Origin of the sequence: Bradyrhizobium sp. 147, from assembly GCF_023073935.1 — a bacterium.
Lineage (GTDB): Bacteria > Pseudomonadota > Alphaproteobacteria > Rhizobiales > Xanthobacteraceae > Bradyrhizobium.
In genome coordinates, this window is sequence record NZ_JADPKL010000012.1 from 33,778 (window position 1) to 52,722 (window position 18,945).

Genomic DNA, 18,945 nt, shown 5'->3' on the forward strand with positions numbered 1-18,945 from the left:
GTCCCCTCAGGGGATGGTGACGCGCAACGAGGCCGATTTCAATTATCGATTGCCGGTCGGGCCGAGGTTTTCGTGAGATTCTGGATCAGACTGTCAGGTGGCGGGACGTGGCCAGCCCGGCCAGCGCCTGATCCAGCTTCTCGCGGTCGAGCGGCTTGATCAGGAATCCATTCATGCCTGCCTCGAAGCAGGCGTAGCGGTCCTCGACCAGCGTATTGGCGGTGAGTGCCAGGATGGGCACGCGCTGGCGACCCATGGCCGCCTCATGCGCGCGAATGCGCTTTGTCGTCTCAATGCCGTCGAGCTGCGGCATCTGGATATCCATCAGCACGAGGTCATAGGGCGTGCCGGCCGATGAGGCGGCGAGCCAGGATTCCAGCGCCGCTTCGCCGTGGATAGCGATGACGACGCGGTGGCCGAGTTTGGTGAGCAGCGAGCGCATCAACAGCGCATTGATCTCGTTGTCCTCGGCAACGAGGATCGACAGGCCTTTCGCCGGCGTTGCACTTTTGGATTCTGCCAATGGCTCCGGCGCGAGCTCGGGCGAGGCGACCTCCGGCGTCAGCGAAAGGCGTGTGGCGAGCGAGGCGGCGCGCAGCGGCTTCACCAGGAATCCGGTGAAGGCCGGGGACAGTTCCTCATGGCGCGAGCTCGACGTCAGCAGCACCAGGCGCTGTATCGCATGCGCCCGCGCCGTTTCGCCGAGATGGTCGGCAGCGGCGGGACCGATCGCGCGATCGACCAGCATGGCGTGCCATGAACGCTCCGGCAGCAGCGCTTGAGCCACGGCGGCGTCCGCCACCATGCAGGTCTGACCGCCCCAGCGCTCCAGGCGCCGCGCGATCAGCGACGCCTCGATGCCCTCGGCGACGAGGAGAATCGGCTTGCCGGCGAGTTCGGGGCTGGGGAATGCCGTCTGTCCGCTACCTGCTTGTGACGGGGCTAGCGGCACCGCGACCTCGAAGGTTGACCCTTTGCCCGGTTCGCTCTCGAGCGTGATCCGGCCGCCCATGCGCTTGACGATGCGCTCGCTGATGGACAGGCCTAGCCCGGTGCCGCCATAGGTGCGCGCGACGCGCTCGTCCGCCTGCTCGAACTCCCGGAAGATGCGCGATTGCGCTTCCGACGCGATGCCGATGCCGGTGTCGCGGACCAGGAAGCTGATCTCGTTCGGCCGCATGCCGGGCTCGACGATCAGCGCGACGCCGCCGCTCGCGGTGAACTTGATGGCGTTGCCGGCGAGGTTGAGCAGCACCTGGCGCAGCCGCGCGGCGTCCCCCACGACCTCGAGCGGCAGGCGCTCGTCGATATAGGACGCGATCTCGAGACTCTTGGCCTGCGCACGCGGCGCGAGAAGCTCGGTGATCTCCTCGACCAGCGTGGACAAGGCGAAAGGACGCTGCTCGAGATCGAGCTTGCCGGCTTCGATCTTGGAATAATCGAGCAGCTCCTCGATCAGCGCCATCAGTGCTTCGCCCGAGGTTTTCACCGCCCTGGCATAGGTCGTCTGCTCCGGCGTCAGCATGGTGTCGAGCAAGAGGCTGCCCATGCCGATGATGCCGTTGAGGGGCGTGCGGATTTCGTGCGAGGCCATCGCGAGGAAACGCGATTTCGCGCGGTTGGCGGCATCGGCCTGATCGCGCGCGTCGGATAAAGCGCGCTCGGTCTCGGTGCGGTCGGTGACGTCGCGTCCGACGCTCTGCAATTCGGCGGGCTGGCCGGCATCGCGGCGCACATAGCCCTCGCGCCAGGCGATCCAGCGCGCACCGAGCGGGGTTGCGATTTTCTGGTCGTGAACGCGCGTGCCGCTGCTCTCGCGCGCGCTGTCGCCCTGCTCCAGCACGTCGAAGTCGAAGCGTGTGCCGACCAGCGCGCTCCGGGCCTGTCCCGCCAGCGCGCAATAGGCGTCGTTGGCAAAGGTGATGCGGCCGCTCGTGTCGCGCAGCACGATCAGGTCGCCCTGCTGCTCGAACAGGCTGCGGGCGCGCTCTTCGGCTTCCTTGAGCTCCCAATTGCGATCGATCAGCGCCTCGTTGTGGGCGGCGAGCGAACGCAGCCGCTTGTTGACGAAGCGCAGCCGCATGCTCAGCGTCGCAAGACCAAGGCACGCCAGCGCGAACAGAAAGCTCGCGCCGATCGCAAAGGCGTTGGGATCGTAGCCGGAATTCTCGGACCGGCTGCCGGAGACGAAGCCGTAGGCGGCGCCGAACGTCGCCGAGAAGATAATGAACGAGCGCAGCGCGAAAGCGATACGGGGATGCTGTCGCCTGAAGCGGCGCATGCGCACCTTGATCCGGAACGTCCGACCCATCGCCACCGACCCTTGTCCGAAACCCCGTGCCCGCCGTGTGCGACGATGTCGCGTCGACCTTGCGAACAGCTTGAGGCTTTGGCGCCGCCTCCCAACAGGGTTGACGAGGTGTTAACGCTTCAGAGCATGATCCGCAAAAGTGTGCAGCGATTTTCCGAAAAGATCATGCTCAAGCAAGAAGCTAAAGCGCGATCGTGATCTCAGCGCGCTTTAGAGCGAGGCGGCCTGCAGGTGGCCATGGCCGCCGCGGGCGCCGACGATCAGCGCCGCGGCCTCGCGCTGCGAGAACGTCTTCGAGCGCACATAGATGCGGTAATCGGCCGGTCCTTCGGTGGAGAGATAGATCACCTGGCCGCCGTCGACGGGCTGCGCGGCGATCGAGACCAGGCGTGTCGACGGATTGCCCTGGCAGGAATCCGATTCCGAGCCGAGGCCATCGTCGACCACCGCGAAGTCCGCAGCGTCCGCATTGTCGGTGACCTGGACCCGTACCGTGGCCTGCGCGGGATCATCGGTGAAGGCGACATGCACGCCGGCGGTCCAGAACACGGAGGTGAGCTCGACCGAGGTCTCGCCCAGGGCAATGCAGGGATGCGAGACCGATCCGATCTCGGCGCGGGCGAACACCGCCGCCGCCAACAGGGGAACAACCGACGCCAGGATCTTGAAACGCAACATGACACTCTACTCGCCCGCCCCGCGGGAACTCGTGTTGGAAACACATGCGGCTTATGGTTTGCAGAGCGTAAAGGAAACTCGTTACCGCCGGGTTGATGCGTGCGGGCTTCACGCCATCTGCCGTACATCCTCCGCGAGTGCGCGGTAGGACAGCGCTTCGGCGAGGTGCAGCCGGCCGATCTTGTCCGCGTTATCGAGATCGGCCAGCGTGCGCGCGACCCGCAGCACGCGGTGATAGCCGCGCGCCGACAGCCGCATGGTCTCCGCCGCGTCCCGCAATAGCTTGGCGCCTTGCGCATCCGGTTTTGCGATCTCTTCGAGGACCGAGGCCGGCGCCTCGGCATTGGTGCGGACGTTGGGCAGGCCGGCATCCGCATAACGCGCGAGCTGGATGTCGCGTGCCGCCGCCACGCGCGCGGCGACTTCGGCGGAGCCTTCCGCTGGCGGCGGCAGAATCAAATCGGCCGCGGTCACCGCCGGCACCTCGATGCGCAGATCAATGCGATCCATCAAGGGACCCGAGATGCGCGCCTGGTAGTCGCCGGTGCAGCGGTCGATGCGGCCGCGCTTGCAGGCATAGCCCGGCTCGAACGCGTTGCCGCAGCGGCAGGGATTCATTGCGGCCACCAGCATGAAGCGGGCAGGGTAGGTGACGCGATGATTGGCGCGCGACACCGCGACCTCGCCGTTCTCGAGGGGCTGGCGCAGCGAATCCAGCACGCGCGGATCGAACTCCGGCAGCTCGTCGAGGAACAGCACGCCCTGATGCGCCAGCGAGATCTCGCCGGGCTTGGCGCGCACGCCGCCGCCGGTGAGCGCGGCCATGCTGGCGGAATGATGCGGCGAGCGGAACGGCCGCCGCGCGGTTAGCGCGCCGCCCTCGATCTCGCCGGCGACGGAGGCGATCATCGAGACTTCGAGCAGTTCGCCTGGCGACAGCGGCGGCAGGATCGAGGGCAGGCGGGCCGCCAGCATCGATTTGCCGGCGCCAGGCGCGCCGATCATCAGAAGATGATTTCGTCAATGACAATAACGTCTGCGACGGCCTGCATATCTGCTATGCAGCAGCGCCCTTGCACAGTTCCATATACCGTACATACTTACGGATAATACGAGCGATGTACGGTATCGCCGGAAACACTTACGGAGAATGAACACATGGTGCCCAAGACGGAGCGCTTCGAGATGCGGCTTGATCCTTTGACATTGGAGCGGGTGGACAACTGGAGGTCCGATCAGGCCGACCTGCCGTCGCGTGCGGAAGCGGTACGCCGCCTCGTTGAGCAGGGGCTTGGCTTGGGGTCACGGAAGCAGCCCTTCGTGCTCGACAACCAACAGAAGCTGATCGTCTGGCTCCTCACGGAAATCCTTGGCCAGCAGAAGAACTATGAGAACAAGGACACGCTGCACTTGATCCAAGAGGCAATCTACGGCGGCCACTTCTGGGCTCTACAGTGGCAACTGACCGGCATCATTCACGACAGCGTTGACAAGCCGGACGCGGTGTCGCTCGTCGTCGATGTCCTCGACATGTGGTGGTTTGTCGAACACGCTTACAGGAAGCTCCCGCAGTCTGAGAAGGACCGCATCGAGGCGGAGGTTGGCCCTTGGGCGAAGGACCCCAAGTTTGCAGGCTTCGATGGCAATAACGAAACCGAGTACATGAGCATCGCGCGCTTCTTGGTGGAGGAGCTTGGTCGCTTCGAAGAGTTCAAGGGGCGTAGCTTCAACTCCCACCATCCTACGGTCGCACGGTACGGCCAGATGGCGAAGCGCTTCGACGCCATGCGGGTAGGCTTGGGACACGGACGCAGCTTGTCCGCAGATCAGATCATCGAGCTTCTCAAGTTGAGTTAGCTGCCTGCGGAGCGCCGGGACCTGTCGAAAAAAAGGGTCCCATCTCGGCCCCGGGTCCCATTTTCAGATCGACCCCGGCTCCCGGCTTCAAATAGTTCGAGTTGAAGGGCCGGCCGCCGCCAAGCTTACGGCTGCAGTGCGGGCTCCGTGGAACAAGTGTGCACTTTTGCGCTTAAGTACATTCGAGTTCCCCGTCGGTGTGCCCCCGTGACCCAGTCGAACAATCAACCGCTGATCCTCGTCGTTGAAGACGAAGAGGGCATTCAGAGCCTCATTGAAGACGCGCTTACCGAAGCAGGTTTCGCTTCCGACATCCTCTCCTCAGCCGAGGAAGCCCTGACACTCTTCCGCAGCGGAACGAAGCCCTATGTGGCCCTCGTGACCGATGTGAACCTCAAGGGCCGCTTGGACGGGTGGCACGTCGCTCGGGAGGTCCGGGAGAAAGAGCCTACATTCCCAGTCGTGTACATGACCGGGGCCGCCGCAGGTCACTGGGCCGCGCAGGGCGTCCCCAATAGCATCCTGCTGGCGAAGCCGTTCGCTCCTGCGCAGGTCGTGACGGCTCTCTCCAACCTCCTGAACACCGGCACACCGCCCACAGCGTAGACCGCGGTGATGATCCGCTGGCGGCTCGAACTCCAGATGCGGTCAGATGGTGGCGTGCAGAGCCCCGCTTCCCACATACTGGAGGAGGCCCGACCCGACCTGTTATATTGTTACGGCCGATACGGCCCTAAGTATCGAGCGGCGGGCCTGAAACCCAGATCTACCTTGTAACTCAGGGACTTGCTATATAGTCATAAACTATACGGCCGTTCCGGCCCTATCGGTTCCACTGCCCAAATGGGCATCCCCGTGTTTGGGCACCAAGGGCCTAAAAGTTCTCCTCCTCCGGGGTTAGCGGGGCATTGAGGTCAATCTCTGGAGGTGGTGCCCATTCCGCCATGAGCGCGTTGGGCAAGTCAGGGCTTAGCTTGGCCAAGGCGAGCGCTGTGATGTCGGTGTGCTTGAGGAGCCGCGAGGCGAGCTTGGCGTTCAAAATCGCATCGACCAGCTTCTGTGCTTCTGCCTCAATCCAGTCTTCGTGCTCTTGGTTCTCAGGGCTTCCGTTCGCCACCTGCCTCGCTCTGTTCCAAGATGACGCTCTGATTTCCTCGGGCGAGTAGCCCGCTGCTTCCAACTTCTTGAGCACGTCGCGCATGTTGTTCACCGTTCCATGGGAAACTCCAGCGTCTGCCATGATGCTCTTGATGGTGTCTCCGGGGTCCTTCTGTCGAACCAAGCGCCAAGCCGCCGCCGTTCGATCATCTCGCTGGAATGGCAGCTTATTCTTGCTGTTGATGCGAAGGGCGGCACGCTCGGCTTCCCTGAGGCTCCCAGTGAACACCTTAGCCGGGATTGGCTTGGCCCACCTCGCCATGTCGTAAGCCGCAAGCCGGTGGTGCCCGTCCATCACGTAGGCGTCTTGCCCCAAGGGGAACACGATGATCGGCGGCATCTGCTCACCGCGCTGGATCGCGTGCGCCAGCTCCAAGATGTGGTCATCGCTTGGTATCTGGTTTCGCCCCGGCACTCTCCATTGAAACACCTTCGCAGCCACCTTGATGTGCTTGCGGTCGATCTGAACAGTAGCGCCTGCCTTCACCGGCAGCATCGCCGTTCCCTCGGTCGCAAGCCTCGCTTCCAAGGCTTCGGTGGTTTCCCCGGTGTCACTCGGCCTCGTCACGTTCCCTCGCGTGAGGGTCCGCCGTGTTCGCACTGTCTTCTTCCGGCTCATTGCTGCTCTTGCTTCTCGTCTTCCATCTGATTGGCGTCCCAGTCGAAGCGGCTCGTCAAGAACACCGTCTCCTGTATCTGCTCAGCATGGTGCCACCGGATGTTCAAACGTCCTTCCTGCGGTCTCATCACCATCTTGCTCACCGCTCCTCTAAGGGCCTTGTTCGCCTCCTCGGTGTTCATTGGTTCCGCTGAGAGTGCTTGCTCCACCGCGGCCAACCGCTTCTCCACGTTGGCGCCCGTGAGCATCTCGCGGCGTTCGACTGCGGACCTCAGGTCATCCCTGACAGCCTCCAGTTCCTGTTCGTACTGCAGCAGCCTGTCTCGTGCTGTCGTGCTCTTGTCAGAGATGGCCATCTCCAGCAGTTCGTTAACGGCGTCCTCACCCGCGTCAATCTCGACTTTCAACTGTTCAATCTCGGCGTCTATATCTGCGGTGTCATTGCCCCGTGGAGCAGTGTCGAGTGTCTTCCTCAGGTTTGCTTTGAATGTGCTCACCGCCTGATCGTAAGGCACGCTCTCGTAGGGGTGTGTTCCCGCCTTGGCGTGGGCCGCCGAGCACACGAGATACACATGGTCACCTTTGTTCACCCGTGTAACGGTGCCATCGCAGTGCTGGCATTTCATTAGGCCTGCGAAGATGGACCTAACGGGACCGGTGGCGTTCCTGCCCCTTGCCTCAGTGGTGCTCATGCGGGCATTCACTCGGTCGAACAGCTCCCGGTCAATCGCAGCCGGAAAGCGGTGCAAGATGGGTTCCTGTGGCTTGCGTTACCTTTCGCACGGTGTGTGGCACGAAGATGCCGATAGCAGCCTTGTTGGTCAGGAGCTTGCGCACGTAGCTGCGATGCCAGTATTTCGCCTTCCATCCACCAGCGCCCCATGTGGGTTCCTTGGCATCGTTGAGCTGTGTCGCAATGCTGTGCGCACCCACGCCCTCATCAGCCATTTCAAACATCCAGCGCAGTCGCGCCGCTCGTTCTTCGATCAGCTCGTAGCTGGCGTTCTCGTCGCTCCACCGTATCCAAGCAGGTAGCCTCTTGGTGTACGGCTTGGTGAGCTTCTGCTCGCTGGCAAACACCGCCCTCTTGTTCGCGTACGCCTCGCCTACACGACGCGCCTTCTGAGCGCTTTCCTGATTGCCCCGTGCGAACGAGAGCAGCATAGCCATGAGATGGTACAGGCCTTCAGGGCTCCGCAGGGTCTCCATGTTGTACTCGCGGCCGAGCCCGTCCGAGAGGTCAACCACAGTGACACCTTGGCGAATGATGCCTTGCATGTAGTAGGAGGCGTCAAACGCGGGCTCTCGGCTCAACCTGTCGAGATTTTCAACCAGCAGATACGCGCCTGCGGGCACCGAGCCGTCCTCAACGGCTTTGAGGAACGCTCCCAGTGCTCCAACGTCGCGATTGGCGCCCGTGTATGCCGAAACGCCTCTGTCAGTGAGGTTTAGCTCCGTGTCGAGAGGGACGCCCATGCGCTTTGCCCAGTCCTCGGCCATCTTGGTCTGGCGGCGCAAGCTGTCTCCCTGCTCCTGTGCGGGCGTAGAGAAGCGCTTGTAGCTGTAGGCCTTTGGTTTCCGCTGGGCGTCCATCATGCTCGTCTCCAGTAGCCCGTCGTGGGCACTGAAGCAATCACATGAGCAGGTGATGTCCGCCCGCGGCTGCGATCTCGAGCGCCCGCTTGGCGCTCTCCTGGCCCTTGATATCGCGCAGGTCGAGGGACGAGGCGGCGGCCTCATGCACCTTCGGCGAGGGCCGCGACAGCACCTGCGTGCCCTTGAAATGGTTGGCGATCTGAATGAGTGATTGTGCGGCGATGATCTGGATGTCCGGGCTCGCCCAGGCCGCCTCCGAGCCGCAGGCTGCCGGGCAGATCAGGCCCTCCTCGCGCGCATTGGCGCCGATCGCGGCGGGCAGGACACCTGCGACCGGCGCAATCGATCCGTCGAGGCCGAGCTCGCCGAGAACGGTGAAGCCAGCCAGTGCATCGGGCGGGATCGCGCCGATCGCCGCCATCAGCCCGAGCGCGATCGGCAGGTCGTAATGGCTGCCCTCCTTGGGCAGGTCGGCCGGGGCCAGATTGACGATGATCCGCCGCGCCGGCAGCGCCAGCCCCGAGGCGATCAGGGCCGAACGCACCCGCTCGCGTGCCTCCGACACCGCCTTGTCCGGCAGGCCGACGATGGCGAAGGCCGGCAGCCCTGGGGCGACCTGCACCTGCACGTCGACCGCACGGGCCTCAATCCCCTCAAAGGCGACGGTAGAAACCCGCTGAACCATGCTCGAACCAGCCTGCCCTTTCGCGCAATTAGGGGTAGCAGAGCCGGGCGCCTTGCGCAAGAACAATACAGGAACATGTCCAAGGACCGACAAAAGTACTATCCGATCGTAAACGTGAAGCGGACACTACGCCTCGAATGCGAGCGGCTCCCCTCAGCACATTCCAACGAATGTCCGCTACTCCTACGCTTGCGGGATGGGCCGTGGTCTAACGGGTGAAGAATTCAAATGCTTGCAAATCGCCGGAGAAGCGAACGTCGGGTATGCAGCCGGCTCGCCAAAATCCATTTTGGCGCGGGCTCGCTGCCGCGCGACTGCACGATCACGGATATCTCGGATGGCGGCGTGAAAGTGGTGGCGGAATTCCTGGAAGTGCCGCCGCAATTCACCATCATCTTCGCGCCCGATTATTCCCGCCAATGCCGCCTGCGCTGGCGCATCGGCTGCGAGTTCGGCGCGGAGTTCGTCGATTAGACCTTAATGGTCGCGCCTCCTTAACGGGGCTTTAGCGTTAATGGGTAAGCATCTCTGATCAGTCGCCGAGTGATCAGAGTATGTCCAAGCGTCCGTCTCCCGCCTCTCCTTCGGCGAAATTCCTGCTTCCCGCGTTGATGGTGCTTGTCCTCGCCGGCTGCCAGACCAATGGCATCGAGGATGTCACCGGCGCGCTCGGCGTCAGATCTGAAGCCAGTGTGAAGGCCGACGCCAAGCCGGACATGGACACCTTGCGCGAACGCTATCGCGCCACGCCCGGTGATCCCGGCGTTGTGCTCGCCTATGGCAAGGCGCTGCGCGATAGCGGCCAGCGGGCGCAGGCGGTCGCGGTGATGGAGCAGGCCGTGCTCGGCCATCCCAGCAACAAGGCATTGCTCGCCGGCTATGGCCGCGCGCTCGCTGACAACGGCAATTTCCAGCAGGCCTTCGACGTCCTCGGCCGAGCGCATACGCCCGAGGATCCGGACTGGCGCATCCTGTCGGCGCAGGGCGCGGCGCTCGATCAGCTCGGCCGCAATGAGGAGGCGCAGCAATATTATGCGACCGCCTTGAAGATCGTGCCCGACGAGCCGCAGGTTTTGTCCAATCTCGGCCTGTCTTACATGCTCCAGAACAATCTGCCGCGGGCGGAGGAAACGATGCGCCGCGCGCACGAGCGCAATCCCGCCGATTCCCGCGTGCGCGCCAATCTCGCGCTGGTGCTGGGACTGGAAGGAAAGCAGGCCGAGGCCGAGGCTATCGTGAGGACCGACCTGCCGCCGGATCAGGCGGCGGCAAAGGTCACGGCGCTGCGGCAATTGCTGGCGAAGAAGCAGCAGCGGGCGGACAAATAGCCCGCGCCGTTTAGATCTCGTTTTTGGCGCGCTTTCTTGACGCGAACCCGGATCCGTCGCTCGAAAACGCGTCCAGCCCCTACGACGCCTTGCGATGCGGGGCGGATCCGCGGCCCGACCTGCCCTTCAGCTTCTTCAGCAACGGGCCGAGCAGCGAGCGCCTCGGCTTCTTCACCTCGCCGCGGCCGGCGAGGCGGTTGGCCATGTTCTGGAACAGAAGGGTGGTGCGGTGGCTCTTGGAGATCTCCGCGATCATCTGGCCGTTGTTGGCGGCGGTCGAGAACAGCTTCGAATCGAACGGGATCACCGCGAGCGGCTGGCTCTCCATGGTTTTGGCGAAAGCCTTGACCTCGATCTCCGCGCGCTTGTGCATGCCGACCTGGTTGAGACAGTACAGCGGCGGCCGGTCGTTCGGGCGCGCCGCCTTGAGCACGCTCAGCATGTTCTTGGTGTTGCGCAAATTGGCGAGATCGGGCTCGGCCACGATCACGATGTCGTCGGCGTTGACCAGCGCCCGCCGCGTCCAGCCCGACCATTGGTGGGGTACGTCGAGCACGATGCAGGGCGTGGTCATGCGCAGCGTGTCGAACACCGCATCAAAAGCTTCGGCGCCGAAATCGTAGACGCGGTCGAGCGTCGCGGGGGCCGCCAGCAGGCTGAGGCGCTCGGTGCATTTGGCAAGCAGGCGCTCCATCAGCGCCGTGTCGGGCCGGTCCTGCGATAGCACCGCGTTGGCGATGCCCTGCAGCGGATCCTGATTGTAGTCGAGGCTCGCAGTACCGAAGGCGAGGTCGAGATCGATCACGACGGAATCGAGCGCGAGGTCGCGGGCGATGGTCCAGGCCACATTGTGCGCAACGGTGGACGCGCCGACGCCGCCCTTGGCGCCGACCACCGCGATGACGCGGCCGGTGATGATGGCTTCGGATGCCGAGAACAGGCTACAGATCGAGCGGACGACGTCGAGGGTTTCGACTGGCCCGACCACGTAGTCGTTGACGCCGCGGCGGACCAGCTCGCGATAGGGCGCGGTGTCGTTGGGATTGCCGATCACCACGACGCGGGTGCCGGGGTCGCAGACGCCGGCGAGGTCGTCGAGCCCCTCCAGGATGTCACGCGTGCCGTCGGATTCGATCACGATCACGTTCGGCGTCGGCATCGTTTCATAGACTTCGATTGCCGCAGCGAGACCACCGTCCCTGGCGGTGAGATGCGCCTTGGCGAGCCGCCGATCCTCCCCCGCCGCGGTCACCGCGGCGAGCGTCTGCTCGGTCTCGCAAAAGGCCTGCACCGAGATGCGAGGAACCGGTGCAATGTGTTCGTCGGGGTGCCGCGGATCGTCCGCTTCTTCGTCGTGGATGCCAGTCATTTGCCGGTGTCGCTAAGTTTGGCCTTGTCGGCCTCGGGATAGGAAGTCGCGGTCGTCGAGCCCTTGCGATAGCGGTCGAAGGCGATGTCGCGCCGTGCGGTGTAGGCGGGCGTCTCGGCGCGCGGCTGCTCGAGGTCGGCGGGATTGTCGATCATGGCCGCGAGGTTGCGCTGGCTGGCGCAGCCCAGATTGAAATACGGCCGGTTCTCATTGTAGCCGGGGTCGAGGATGTTCGGACCAACGTCTTCCGGCCACAACCCGCAGGGTCCGGCCACCGCGCTGAGTTTGGAATAGCTCAGCCGGATCGTCGGCAGGAGGCCGGGGTCTTCGGGACGATAGGGATGCTGGAGGATGGCGTGCGAGGGCACGCCGCCGGATGCGAGCGCGGAACGAATTTCTCGATAAGTCGCCGCCGCGGCACGCGAATTCGCGGTGTCGACGGGCACGTCGACGACGACGGAGCCGGTGCCTTCGCGCATCCAATCCCGGGCAATGCCAGCGACATCGGCGTGCTGCGCGGCCGAGAGGCCGCCGCGCGCCTTGCCGACGAAGATCACGATCGAGCGCCTACCCTCCTGCACCGCGATCGGGTGGCGCTGGCGATAGTCGGTCGGCACTGTCTGAGTGACGATTTCACCGGTGGTGTTGCACGCGCCCAGCATGACGGACAGCCCCGTCAGCACCAGCGCGACGCTCAAAGGGCGGCGTCGGTCGGCTATCGTCCTCGTCATCGCTTGATTCCCCTCTTGCCCCGTTTCTGCTCCGGTCCCCAGGCCGTCCGCTCGTCGTCAATCGATGATGAAGCCGAAATCGCCGGGCGTGCCGTTGATGGGATCGACGCGGCGCGTGATGCCATAAAGGCGGTTCATGCGGCCGAGCAGCGCCGTCTGCGCGTCGGAAGCCGGCGCGAAACCGTCGTCGGGCCGCGACAATTCCTTCTGGGCGACGGCGCGCACCACATAGGGCGTCACGATCACCATCAACTCGGTTTCGTTGTTGACGAAGTCCTGGCTGCGGAACAGCGCGCCGATGATCGGCACCTGGTCCACGCCGGGCAGGCCGTTGATCGCCTGCTTGGTCTGCTGCTGGATCAGGCCGGCCATCGCCATCGAGCCGCCGGAGGGAATTTCCAGTGTCGTTTCGGCGCGGCGGGTCTGAACCGAGGGAATGGTGATCGAGCTAGTCTGGCCCGCGGACACCGCCTGCGTCACCGAGATGGCGTTCTGATTCGACAGCTCCGAGACTTCGGTCATCACGCGCAGGCTGATACGTCCTTCGCTCAGCACGACCGGCGTGAAGTTCAGGGAGATGCCGAACTTCTTATAGGTGATCTGGGTGGTACAGACGTGGGTGACCGGATCGCAGGAATAGCCGGCCGGAATCGGGAATTCACCGCCGGCGATGAAGGTGGCGGACTCGCCGGAGATCGCGGTTAGGCTCGGCTCGGCGAGCGTGCGCATGACGCCGGCGCTTTCCATCGCGCGCATCGTGGCGTTGACGGTGGCCACGCCTTTTGCGAGTCCGGTAACACCGAGCCCGTTGCTGCTGACGAGAGGGCCGCCTGAGACCGAGAACGGGTTGGAATTGTTGAAATTCACCACCGCGGTGCCGGCGTTCAGGCTGGCGCTGAGATCGACGCCCAGCTGCTTGACGATATCGCGGCGCACTTCGCCGACCACGACCTTGAGCATCACCTGGTCGCGGCCGCGAACGACGATGTTGTTGACGACCTTGTCCGAGCCGCCGACGAGCTTTGCGGCGACGTCGCCCGCCTGCTGTGCCTCGACCGGGCTCGAGACCGAGCCGGTCAGCATCACGCTGTCGCCGATGCCTTCGATCTGCACGCCCGGCAGCGACTGGCGCAGCGCGGTGCGCATGCCGTTGAGGTCGCGCTTCACCGCGATGTCGTAGGAGGCGACCTGCTGGCCGTCGGCGGTGAAGAACACCACGTTGGTCTGGCCGACCTGGCCGCCGATGATATAGGCGCGCTGCGCCGAGCGGATTACGGCATTGGCGATCTTGGGATCGGCCACCAGCACGTCCTTGACCTCGCGCGGCAGGTCGATGACGACGGACTTGCCGACGCCGAGCGACAGAAAGCGCGTCCGCGCCGGCGCGATCGTCGCGACCGAGGACACACCGAGATCAGGCGCCTGCATCGGTGCCTGATCGCCGACCGGGGCATCCGCGGCACTGAGCCGGTCGGAGGCTGCGAGCAGCCCCAGCAGCAGCATCGTCCCCGCCAAGAACGAGCGCGCGCGCTTCCCCCGAATGCGCAGGCCCGTCCGATCATCCCCGTAGTTCATACTGTCCCCATCATCACTTCTGTGACGTCAGTTGGCGCGCCTGCACGCCATAACGAATTACGTTCACGCCACCGGGACGCTTGACCGCCTGGTCCTCGGGCGACCCGTCGACTGCGTTGGCATCGACGATGCTCCGCAGCGCGAGCTGGAGCGTGCCGCCCTGGCGCGCAGCCGACAGCGTGGCGACCTGGTCGGGCTTGAGCTCGAGCGTGACGGTCTTGCCGATCACGGCGGTCTGGCCGTCCTTTTCCTTCGGCGCCTGGTCGATCGCGAGCACGCGGATGTTGGTCAGGATGACCTCGGACACGATCAGATCGTTGCCGCCGGTCGATCCGTTGGTGTCGGGATTCTTCAGGCGGCGGGTCAGCACGATGTCGACGCGGTCGTTCGGCAGGATGAAGCCGCCGGCGCCGGTCTCGGCTGAAATTTCGGTGGATACGGCCCGCATGCCGGAGGGCAGGATCGCAGCCATGAAGCCGGAGCCTTCGGCCCTGACCAGCTTCTGCTCGCGGATCGGCTCGCCCTGCATCAACGGCACGCGCGCGATCGAGCCGGCGATCTGGGTCTGCGCCTCGGGCCTGCTGTCGCGGCGAATGAACGCATTGCTCGCCGTCGCTGCCGGCCAGACCTGCCATTGCAGGTCCTCGGGCTTCACGGCCTGGCCGAGCCCGATGTCGGTTTTCGCGACGAGAACCTCGACGGTCGGCAGTTTCTCGGTGACGGGCAGAACGGGCGCGGGCGCATTCTGATAGCCGCTCGCCAGATACGCAGCGACGCCGCCGGCAGCGAGCGCGATGACGAGAACGACAAGGCGTGCGGTATTCATACGCTTCTACTCATACGCGGGGCACTCGAACCGCACGTGGCGGGTCCCCCCTGTCGATGAGTAGGGAGTAAAAGTATAAGGGGTGTTGCGAGGCCGGATGTGATGGCCAGTGACGGTGCTGGTTTTCGGCTGATGGTGAACGTGGCGTTATTCAACCGGCCAGCGGCCCCGTAGATTTACGCAAGCCAGCCTATTCGTTCGCATGACCGGTGCGGCGTCATGGTGAACGGGTGGTTAGTGATGTGAGCACGTGCAGCGGCGGGGCTGTCAATGAGGTGGGCCGCGCGCAACACCAAAGGATGTCGTCCGTCCTTCGCCTGGACGAGCTAGCTCGGGGAGATTGCGCGTCCACAGCCCTTACTTCGCCCGCTTCGCTTCGATCGCGTCCCATATCTTCGCCGCCACGTCCGGCCCACCGAGCCGCGCGATGGCGCGGATGCCGGTCGGCGAGGTGACGTTGATCTCGGTGAGATTGCCGTTGATGACGTCGATGCCGACGAACAGGAGGCCGCGCTCGCGCAGCGCCGGACCGACGGTGGCGCAGATCTCGCGCTCGCGCGGGGTGAGCTCGGTCTCCTGCGCCGCGCCGCCGCGCACCATGTTGGAGCGGAGGTCGTCCGCGGCCGGCACACGGTTTACGGCGCCGGCGAACTCGCCGTTGACGAGGATGATGCGCTTGTCGCCGTGCTTCACCTCGGGAATGAACTGCTGGATCACCCAGGGCTCTCTGAACGTCACCGAGAACATGTCGAACAGCGAGCCGAAATTCATGTCCTGCGGCATCACGCGGAACACCGCGGCGCCGCCATGGCCGTGCAGCGGCTTCATCACGACGGCGCCGTGCTTGTCGCGAAACGCATTGATCTCATCTAAGTCGCGCGAGATCAGGGTCGGCGGCATCAGCTGCGGAAAGTTCATCACGAACAACTTTTCCGGCGCGTTCCGCACCGAGGCGGGATCGTTGACGACCAGCGTCTTCGGATGGATGCGCTCCAAAAAATGCGTCGAGGTGATGTAGGCGAGATCGAACGGCGGGTCCTGGCGGAGCAGCACCACGTCAAAGCCGTTGAGCGCTTCGCGCCTGGGCTCGCCGAGCGTGAAATGATCGCCCGGCTCGTCGCGCACGGTGAGGAGCTGAACCGGAGCGACGATCTCCTCGCCCACCATCGAGAGCTTGTCGGGGGTGTAATAGGACAGGCCATGGCCGCGCTTCTGTGCCTCCAGGAGCAGCGCAAAGGTGGAATCGCCCTTGATGTTGATGCGGGCGATGGGGTCCATCTGGACGGCGACGTTGAGTTTCATGGTCTGCCTTTCAGGTCGAGGCGTCGAATGCCGCCAACAAATGGCGTGGAAGTGATCGCGGCGCAATCAGCATGGCGTCGAATCGCAATTCCAATTCGGCATGCTCGGGATGCGCTACGAGCCAGCCTTGCGCGGCGTCGATGATGCGCTGCTGCTGGCGCGGCGTCACCGCGAAGGCGGCGTCATCCAGCGTCGCGCGCGCCTTGACCTCGACGAAGGCGTCAAATTACGGCGGCGCGCCACGATGTCGATCTCGCCATGCGGGGTGCGATAACGTTTGGCGAGGATGCGGTAGCCCTTGGCCATCAGATAGGCGGCGGCGCGGCTCTCGGCGGAGATGCCGGTTCGGAACGCGGCGATGCGCTCGGGCGAGGCGACTTTCGGTTCCGCCGGGACCTCAGTCTTCGCCATCGCCGCCCCGCAGGTCTTTTGCGAGCTCGAGCGCGCGGGCATAGACCTCGCGCCGCGGGCGGCCCGAGAGTGCGACCGCATGCGCCACGGCATCCTTGACGCTGTGCGCGGCCAGCTGCTCGCGCAGGAGCTGGTCCAGCGCATCCGACGTCAGCACCTCGGCGTCGACCGCAGGTGGGGCGATCACCAGCACGAACTCGCCGCGCGTCTCCAGCGTATCCGCCTCGCGAGCCAGCTCGCTCAATGTTGCGCGCGAAATCTCCTCATGCAGTTTGGTCAGCTCGCGGCAGATCGCGGCTTGGCGCGTCCCCATAATCTCGGCGAGATCGGCGAGCGCGTCCTGCACGCGGTTGCCGGATTCGAACATCACCAGTGTCGCATCGATGCGAGCCAGCTCAACAAGGCGCGACCTGCGCGCCGCCGATTTCGACGGCAAGAAGCCCTCGAAGAAAAAGCGGTCGGTCGGCAGCGCCGCGACCGACAGCGCCGCCAGCACCGAGGAGGGACCGGGCAGCGCATAGACCGCATGGCCGGCGGCGCAGACCTCGCGCACCAGCTTGAAGCCGGGATCGGAGATCAGCGGCGTCCCGGCATCGGACACCAGCGCGACCGAGCCGCCTGCGGCAAGCGCCTCCAGGATCTTCGGACGCGCGGCTTCCGCGTTGTGCTCATGATATTGTTTGAGCTGCGCTGCGATGGCGTAACGCTCGGTCAGGCGCCGCGTGATGCGGGTGTCCTCGCAGGCGATGACGTCGACGCCGGCGAGCGTCTGAAGCGCACGCAGGGTGATGTCACCGAGATTGCCGATGGGGGTCGCGACCAGATGCAGGCCCGGCGCGGCCTTCGCCACCGCAAGCCGATGGGCGTCGATGGAGAAGCCGCGCAAGGTGGCGTCTTGAGCTTCAGGCGTATTTATCGGGGCCGGCTTTGCGCGCATAATGAAGTCAACTTAGGCACGATCCGCAGGGCTGGGAACCAGCTCTTCGAAAAAGATCGTGCCGAGGTGAGGGGCGAGGAACGGACGGGAATGTGATCAATGCGGGGTCACGTTGCGCGGGAGCAAGGCCCTCGCGCCATATTCGCGACGGAAACCTCCCTTGATGCTGCGTAAGTGACGGCCAGCGGTTGGCCAGCATAGGAGGGCGGTCGCGTTAAGTGGCGATTATCCTTTTGTTTTGGTTAACTGTTTGCCGACAATATGCCTGAATCCGCGGCTTGCGTCGTGGAGCAATGTGGTGACCGGCTGGCAACGGCCGGTCGGAAGAGAAACTGCGATGGTGGGCCCGTCTAGTTCGAAGTCTTCCGGTCCGGCGCCCCGATGGCCCGGGGCAACCCGCCGGAGCGCGCTTGGCCTGTTGCTCGGCGCCCCCCTGCTGTCGGCCTGCGCCGGCGTGCAGCAGAGTCTCAGCCAGTTCTCCAGCTCCGCGCCACCGGCGCAGCCGGCTGGTCCGCCCCAACAGGGCACGACCGCTGGCACCAGCGGGGTCAAGGTCGCCGTGATCCTGCCGCTCTCGGCGGCCGGCAATGCAGGCCTCGCGGCGCAATCCATGCGCAACGCCGCCGAGATGGCGCTGGCCGAGTTCCAGAACCCGAACATCCAGCTCCTGATCAAGGACGACAATGGCAGCCCGCAAGGCGCGCAAGCCGGCGCGCAGCAGGCGGTCGACGAGGGCGCCGAAATCATCCTGGGACCATTGTTCGCACAATCGGTGCCGGCGGTGGCGCAGGTCGCGCGCACGCGCGGCATCTCGGTGATGGCATTCTCGACCGATTCCAGCATCGCCGGACGCGGCGTCTATCTGCTCAGCTTCCTGCCGGAGTCCGACGTCAACCGCATCGTCGAATATTCTGCCAGCATCGGAAAGCGCTCCGTCGCCGTGCTCGTGCCCGACAACGCCTATGGCAATGTGGTCGAAGCCGCCGTGAAGGCGGCAGTGCCGCGGCGTGGTGGGCGCATCGTCGCCTTCGAGAAATACGGCGCCGACCGCGCCACCCCAGCTCGAACCGTGGCGCAGCAGCTCGGAAGTGCGGACGCGCTGTTCATTGCCGACGACGGCGATGCCGTGGTTTCAGTGGCGGATGCGATGACCGCGGCGGGTGCGAATTTGCGCAACATCCAGCTGCTCGGCACCGGGCTGTGGGACAATCCGCGCGTCTATGCCAGCGCCGCGTTGCAAGGCGGTCTCTACGCCGCGCCGGATCCGGCCGGCTTCCGCGCCTTCTCCGGCCGTTACCGCACCAAATACGGCGCCGAGCCGGTGCGCACCGCAACGCTCGCCTATGACGCGGTCGCCCTCGTCGCCGCACTCGCGCGCACGCAAGGCACGGCGCGCTTCTCGCCCGACGTGCTCACCAACCCCTCCGGCTTTGCCGGCATCGACGGCCTGTTCCGCTTCCGCCCCGACGGCACCAACGAGCGAGGACTTGCGGTGATGAAGGTGACGACCGGCGGCGGGGTTGCGGTGGCAGGCTCGCCGAAGAGTTTTGGGGCGTAGCGCG

General features: G+C 64.7%; 16 protein-coding genes and 3 pseudogenes. 5 read left to right on the forward strand and 14 right to left on the reverse strand.

All coding sequences use genetic code 11. The features are described 5' to 3' along the window. Positions 1 to 85 precede the first annotated feature (85 nt). The 3 genes and pseudogenes from IVA87_RS03270 to IVA87_RS03280 all read right to left on the reverse strand — a co-directional run. A complete protein-coding gene (locus IVA87_RS03270; protein ID WP_247332702.1) occupies positions 86 to 2,311 on the reverse strand; it encodes an ATP-binding protein in 2,226 nt (741 codons plus the stop codon). Between the two features lie 210 nt (positions 2,312 to 2,521). Beyond that, positions 2,522 to 2,989 (reverse strand): hypothetical protein, encoded by a 468-nt coding sequence (locus IVA87_RS03275; RefSeq protein WP_247332703.1) that lies wholly within the window; start codon positions 2,987 to 2,989, stop codon positions 2,522 to 2,524. 108 nt (positions 2,990 to 3,097) lie between these two features. After that, a pseudogene (locus tag IVA87_RS03280) lies at positions 3,098 to 4,006 on the reverse strand (ATP-binding protein); the annotation flags it as partial. A 141-nt stretch (positions 4,007 to 4,147) separates the two neighbouring features. On the opposite strand from IVA87_RS03280, the gene IVA87_RS03285 reads away from it, so the two are divergent. Beyond that, the gene (locus IVA87_RS03285) at positions 4,148 to 4,846 is read left to right on the forward strand and encodes a YfbU family protein (protein WP_247332704.1); all 699 of its coding nucleotides are present in this window, start codon (positions 4,148 to 4,150) and stop codon (positions 4,844 to 4,846) included. A 207-nt stretch (positions 4,847 to 5,053) separates the two neighbouring features. Further along, positions 5,054 to 5,452, forward strand: a complete 399-nt coding sequence (locus IVA87_RS03290; RefSeq protein ID WP_247332705.1) for a response regulator — start codon at positions 5,054 to 5,056, stop codon at positions 5,450 to 5,452. 268 nt (positions 5,453 to 5,720) lie between these two features. Here IVA87_RS03290 and IVA87_RS03295 read toward each other — a convergent pair whose 3' ends face one another. From IVA87_RS03295 to IVA87_RS03310, 4 genes and pseudogenes are all read right to left on the reverse strand, one after another. Then, a complete protein-coding gene (locus IVA87_RS03295) occupies positions 5,721 to 6,623 on the reverse strand; it encodes a ParB N-terminal domain-containing protein (protein WP_247332706.1) in 903 nt (300 codons plus the stop codon). After that, complete coding sequence (locus IVA87_RS03300; RefSeq protein ID WP_247332707.1) at positions 6,620 to 7,315, reverse strand: zinc ribbon domain-containing protein; 696 nt, start codon at positions 7,313 to 7,315, stop codon at positions 6,620 to 6,622. The genes IVA87_RS03295 and IVA87_RS03300 overlap by 4 nt, the downstream gene beginning before the upstream one ends. 31 nt (positions 7,316 to 7,346) lie before the next feature. Next, positions 7,347 to 8,219: a recombinase family protein gene (locus IVA87_RS03305; protein ID WP_247332709.1), complete on the reverse strand. Its 873-nt coding sequence runs from the start codon at positions 8,217 to 8,219 to the stop codon at positions 7,347 to 7,349. A gap of 40 nt (positions 8,220 to 8,259) precedes the next feature. Continuing rightward, a pseudogene (locus IVA87_RS03310) lies at positions 8,260 to 8,904 on the reverse strand (magnesium chelatase domain-containing protein); the annotation flags it as partial. 228 nt (positions 8,905 to 9,132) lie between these two features. Between IVA87_RS03310 and IVA87_RS03315 the strand changes: the two are divergent. Further along, the gene (locus IVA87_RS03315) at positions 9,133 to 9,378 is read left to right on the forward strand and encodes a PilZ domain-containing protein (RefSeq protein WP_018644993.1); all 246 of its coding nucleotides are present in this window, start codon (positions 9,133 to 9,135) and stop codon (positions 9,376 to 9,378) included. Positions 9,379 to 9,458: 80 nt separating this feature from the next. Further along, complete coding sequence (locus tag IVA87_RS03320) at positions 9,459 to 10,232, forward strand: tetratricopeptide repeat protein (RefSeq protein ID WP_247294942.1); 774 nt, start codon at positions 9,459 to 9,461, stop codon at positions 10,230 to 10,232. Between the two features lie 79 nt (positions 10,233 to 10,311). On the opposite strand, the gene IVA87_RS03325 is transcribed toward IVA87_RS03320, so the two are convergent. The 7 genes and pseudogenes from IVA87_RS03325 to rsmI all read right to left on the reverse strand — a co-directional run bounded on the left by IVA87_RS03325 (position 10,312) and on the right by rsmI (position 17,383). Next, complete coding sequence (locus IVA87_RS03325) at positions 10,312 to 11,601, reverse strand: AAA family ATPase (protein ID WP_247294944.1); 1,290 nt, start codon at positions 11,599 to 11,601, stop codon at positions 10,312 to 10,314. Beyond that, entirely contained in the window at positions 11,598 to 12,332 is a 735-nt protein-coding gene (locus IVA87_RS03330; protein ID WP_247294946.1) for a CpaD family pilus assembly protein, read from the reverse strand. The genes IVA87_RS03325 and IVA87_RS03330 overlap by 4 nt, the downstream gene beginning before the upstream one ends. A gap of 57 nt (positions 12,333 to 12,389) precedes the next feature. Continuing rightward, positions 12,390 to 13,907 (reverse strand): type II and III secretion system protein family protein, encoded by a 1,518-nt coding sequence (locus tag IVA87_RS03335; RefSeq protein WP_247294949.1) that lies wholly within the window; start codon positions 13,905 to 13,907, stop codon positions 12,390 to 12,392. A gap of 13 nt (positions 13,908 to 13,920) precedes the next feature. Beyond that, positions 13,921 to 14,733 (reverse strand): Flp pilus assembly protein CpaB, encoded by an 813-nt coding sequence (gene cpaB / locus IVA87_RS03340; protein ID WP_247294952.1) that lies wholly within the window; start codon positions 14,731 to 14,733, stop codon positions 13,921 to 13,923. Between the two features lie 357 nt (positions 14,734 to 15,090). Continuing rightward, positions 15,091 to 16,035 (reverse strand): glutathione synthase, encoded by a 945-nt coding sequence (gshB, locus tag IVA87_RS03345; RefSeq protein ID WP_247294955.1) that lies wholly within the window; start codon positions 16,033 to 16,035, stop codon positions 15,091 to 15,093. A gap of 10 nt (positions 16,036 to 16,045) precedes the next feature. Continuing rightward, positions 16,046 to 16,446: pseudogene (locus IVA87_RS03350) on the reverse strand (YraN family protein). Further along, complete coding sequence (rsmI, locus tag IVA87_RS03355) at positions 16,433 to 17,383, reverse strand: 16S rRNA (cytidine(1402)-2'-O)-methyltransferase (protein WP_247294959.1); 951 nt, start codon at positions 17,381 to 17,383, stop codon at positions 16,433 to 16,435. The pseudogene IVA87_RS03350 and the gene rsmI overlap by 14 nt, the downstream one beginning before the upstream one ends. Positions 17,384 to 17,720: 337 nt before the next feature. On the opposite strand from rsmI, the gene IVA87_RS03360 reads away from it, so the two are divergent. Beyond that, positions 17,721 to 18,941, forward strand: a complete 1,221-nt coding sequence (locus tag IVA87_RS03360; protein ID WP_247332711.1) for a penicillin-binding protein activator — start codon at positions 17,721 to 17,723, stop codon at positions 18,939 to 18,941. Positions 18,942 to 18,945 lie beyond the last annotated feature (4 nt).

Bases quoted from the DNA above. Each gene is read 5' to 3' on its own strand.
- IVA87_RS03270 (WP_247332702.1), bottom strand. From the start codon at position 2,311: ATGGGTCGGACGTTCCGGATCAAGGTGCGCATGCGCCGCTTCAGGCGA.
- IVA87_RS03275 (WP_247332703.1), bottom strand. From the start codon at position 2,989: ATGTTGCGTTTCAAGATCCTGGCGTCGGTTGTTCCCCTGTTGGCGGCG.
- IVA87_RS03285 (WP_247332704.1), top strand. From the start codon at position 4,148: ATGGTGCCCAAGACGGAGCGCTTCGAGATGCGGCTTGATCCTTTGACA.
- IVA87_RS03295 (WP_247332706.1), bottom strand. From the start codon at position 6,623: ATGAGCCGGAAGAAGACAGTGCGAACACGGCGGACCCTCACGCGAGGG.
- IVA87_RS03300 (WP_247332707.1), bottom strand. From the start codon at position 7,315: ATGAGCACCACTGAGGCAAGGGGCAGGAACGCCACCGGTCCCGTTAGG.
- IVA87_RS03305 (WP_247332709.1), bottom strand. From the start codon at position 8,219: ATGATGGACGCCCAGCGGAAACCAAAGGCCTACAGCTACAAGCGCTTC.
- IVA87_RS03315 (WP_018644993.1), top strand. From the start codon at position 9,133: ATGCTTGCAAATCGCCGGAGAAGCGAACGTCGGGTATGCAGCCGGCTC.
- IVA87_RS03320 (WP_247294942.1), top strand. From the start codon at position 9,459: ATGTCCAAGCGTCCGTCTCCCGCCTCTCCTTCGGCGAAATTCCTGCTT.
- IVA87_RS03325 (WP_247294944.1), bottom strand. From the start codon at position 11,601: ATGACTGGCATCCACGACGAAGAAGCGGACGATCCGCGGCACCCCGAC.
- IVA87_RS03330 (WP_247294946.1), bottom strand. From the start codon at position 12,332: ATGACGAGGACGATAGCCGACCGACGCCGCCCTTTGAGCGTCGCGCTG.
- IVA87_RS03335 (WP_247294949.1), bottom strand. From the start codon at position 13,907: ATGAACTACGGGGATGATCGGACGGGCCTGCGCATTCGGGGGAAGCGC.
- cpaB (WP_247294952.1), bottom strand. From the start codon at position 14,733: ATGAATACCGCACGCCTTGTCGTTCTCGTCATCGCGCTCGCTGCCGGC.
- gshB (WP_247294955.1), bottom strand. From the start codon at position 16,035: ATGAAACTCAACGTCGCCGTCCAGATGGACCCCATCGCCCGCATCAAC.
- rsmI (WP_247294959.1), bottom strand. From the start codon at position 17,383: ATGCGCGCAAAGCCGGCCCCGATAAATACGCCTGAAGCTCAAGACGCC.
- IVA87_RS03360 (WP_247332711.1), top strand. From the start codon at position 17,721: ATGGTGGGCCCGTCTAGTTCGAAGTCTTCCGGTCCGGCGCCCCGATGG.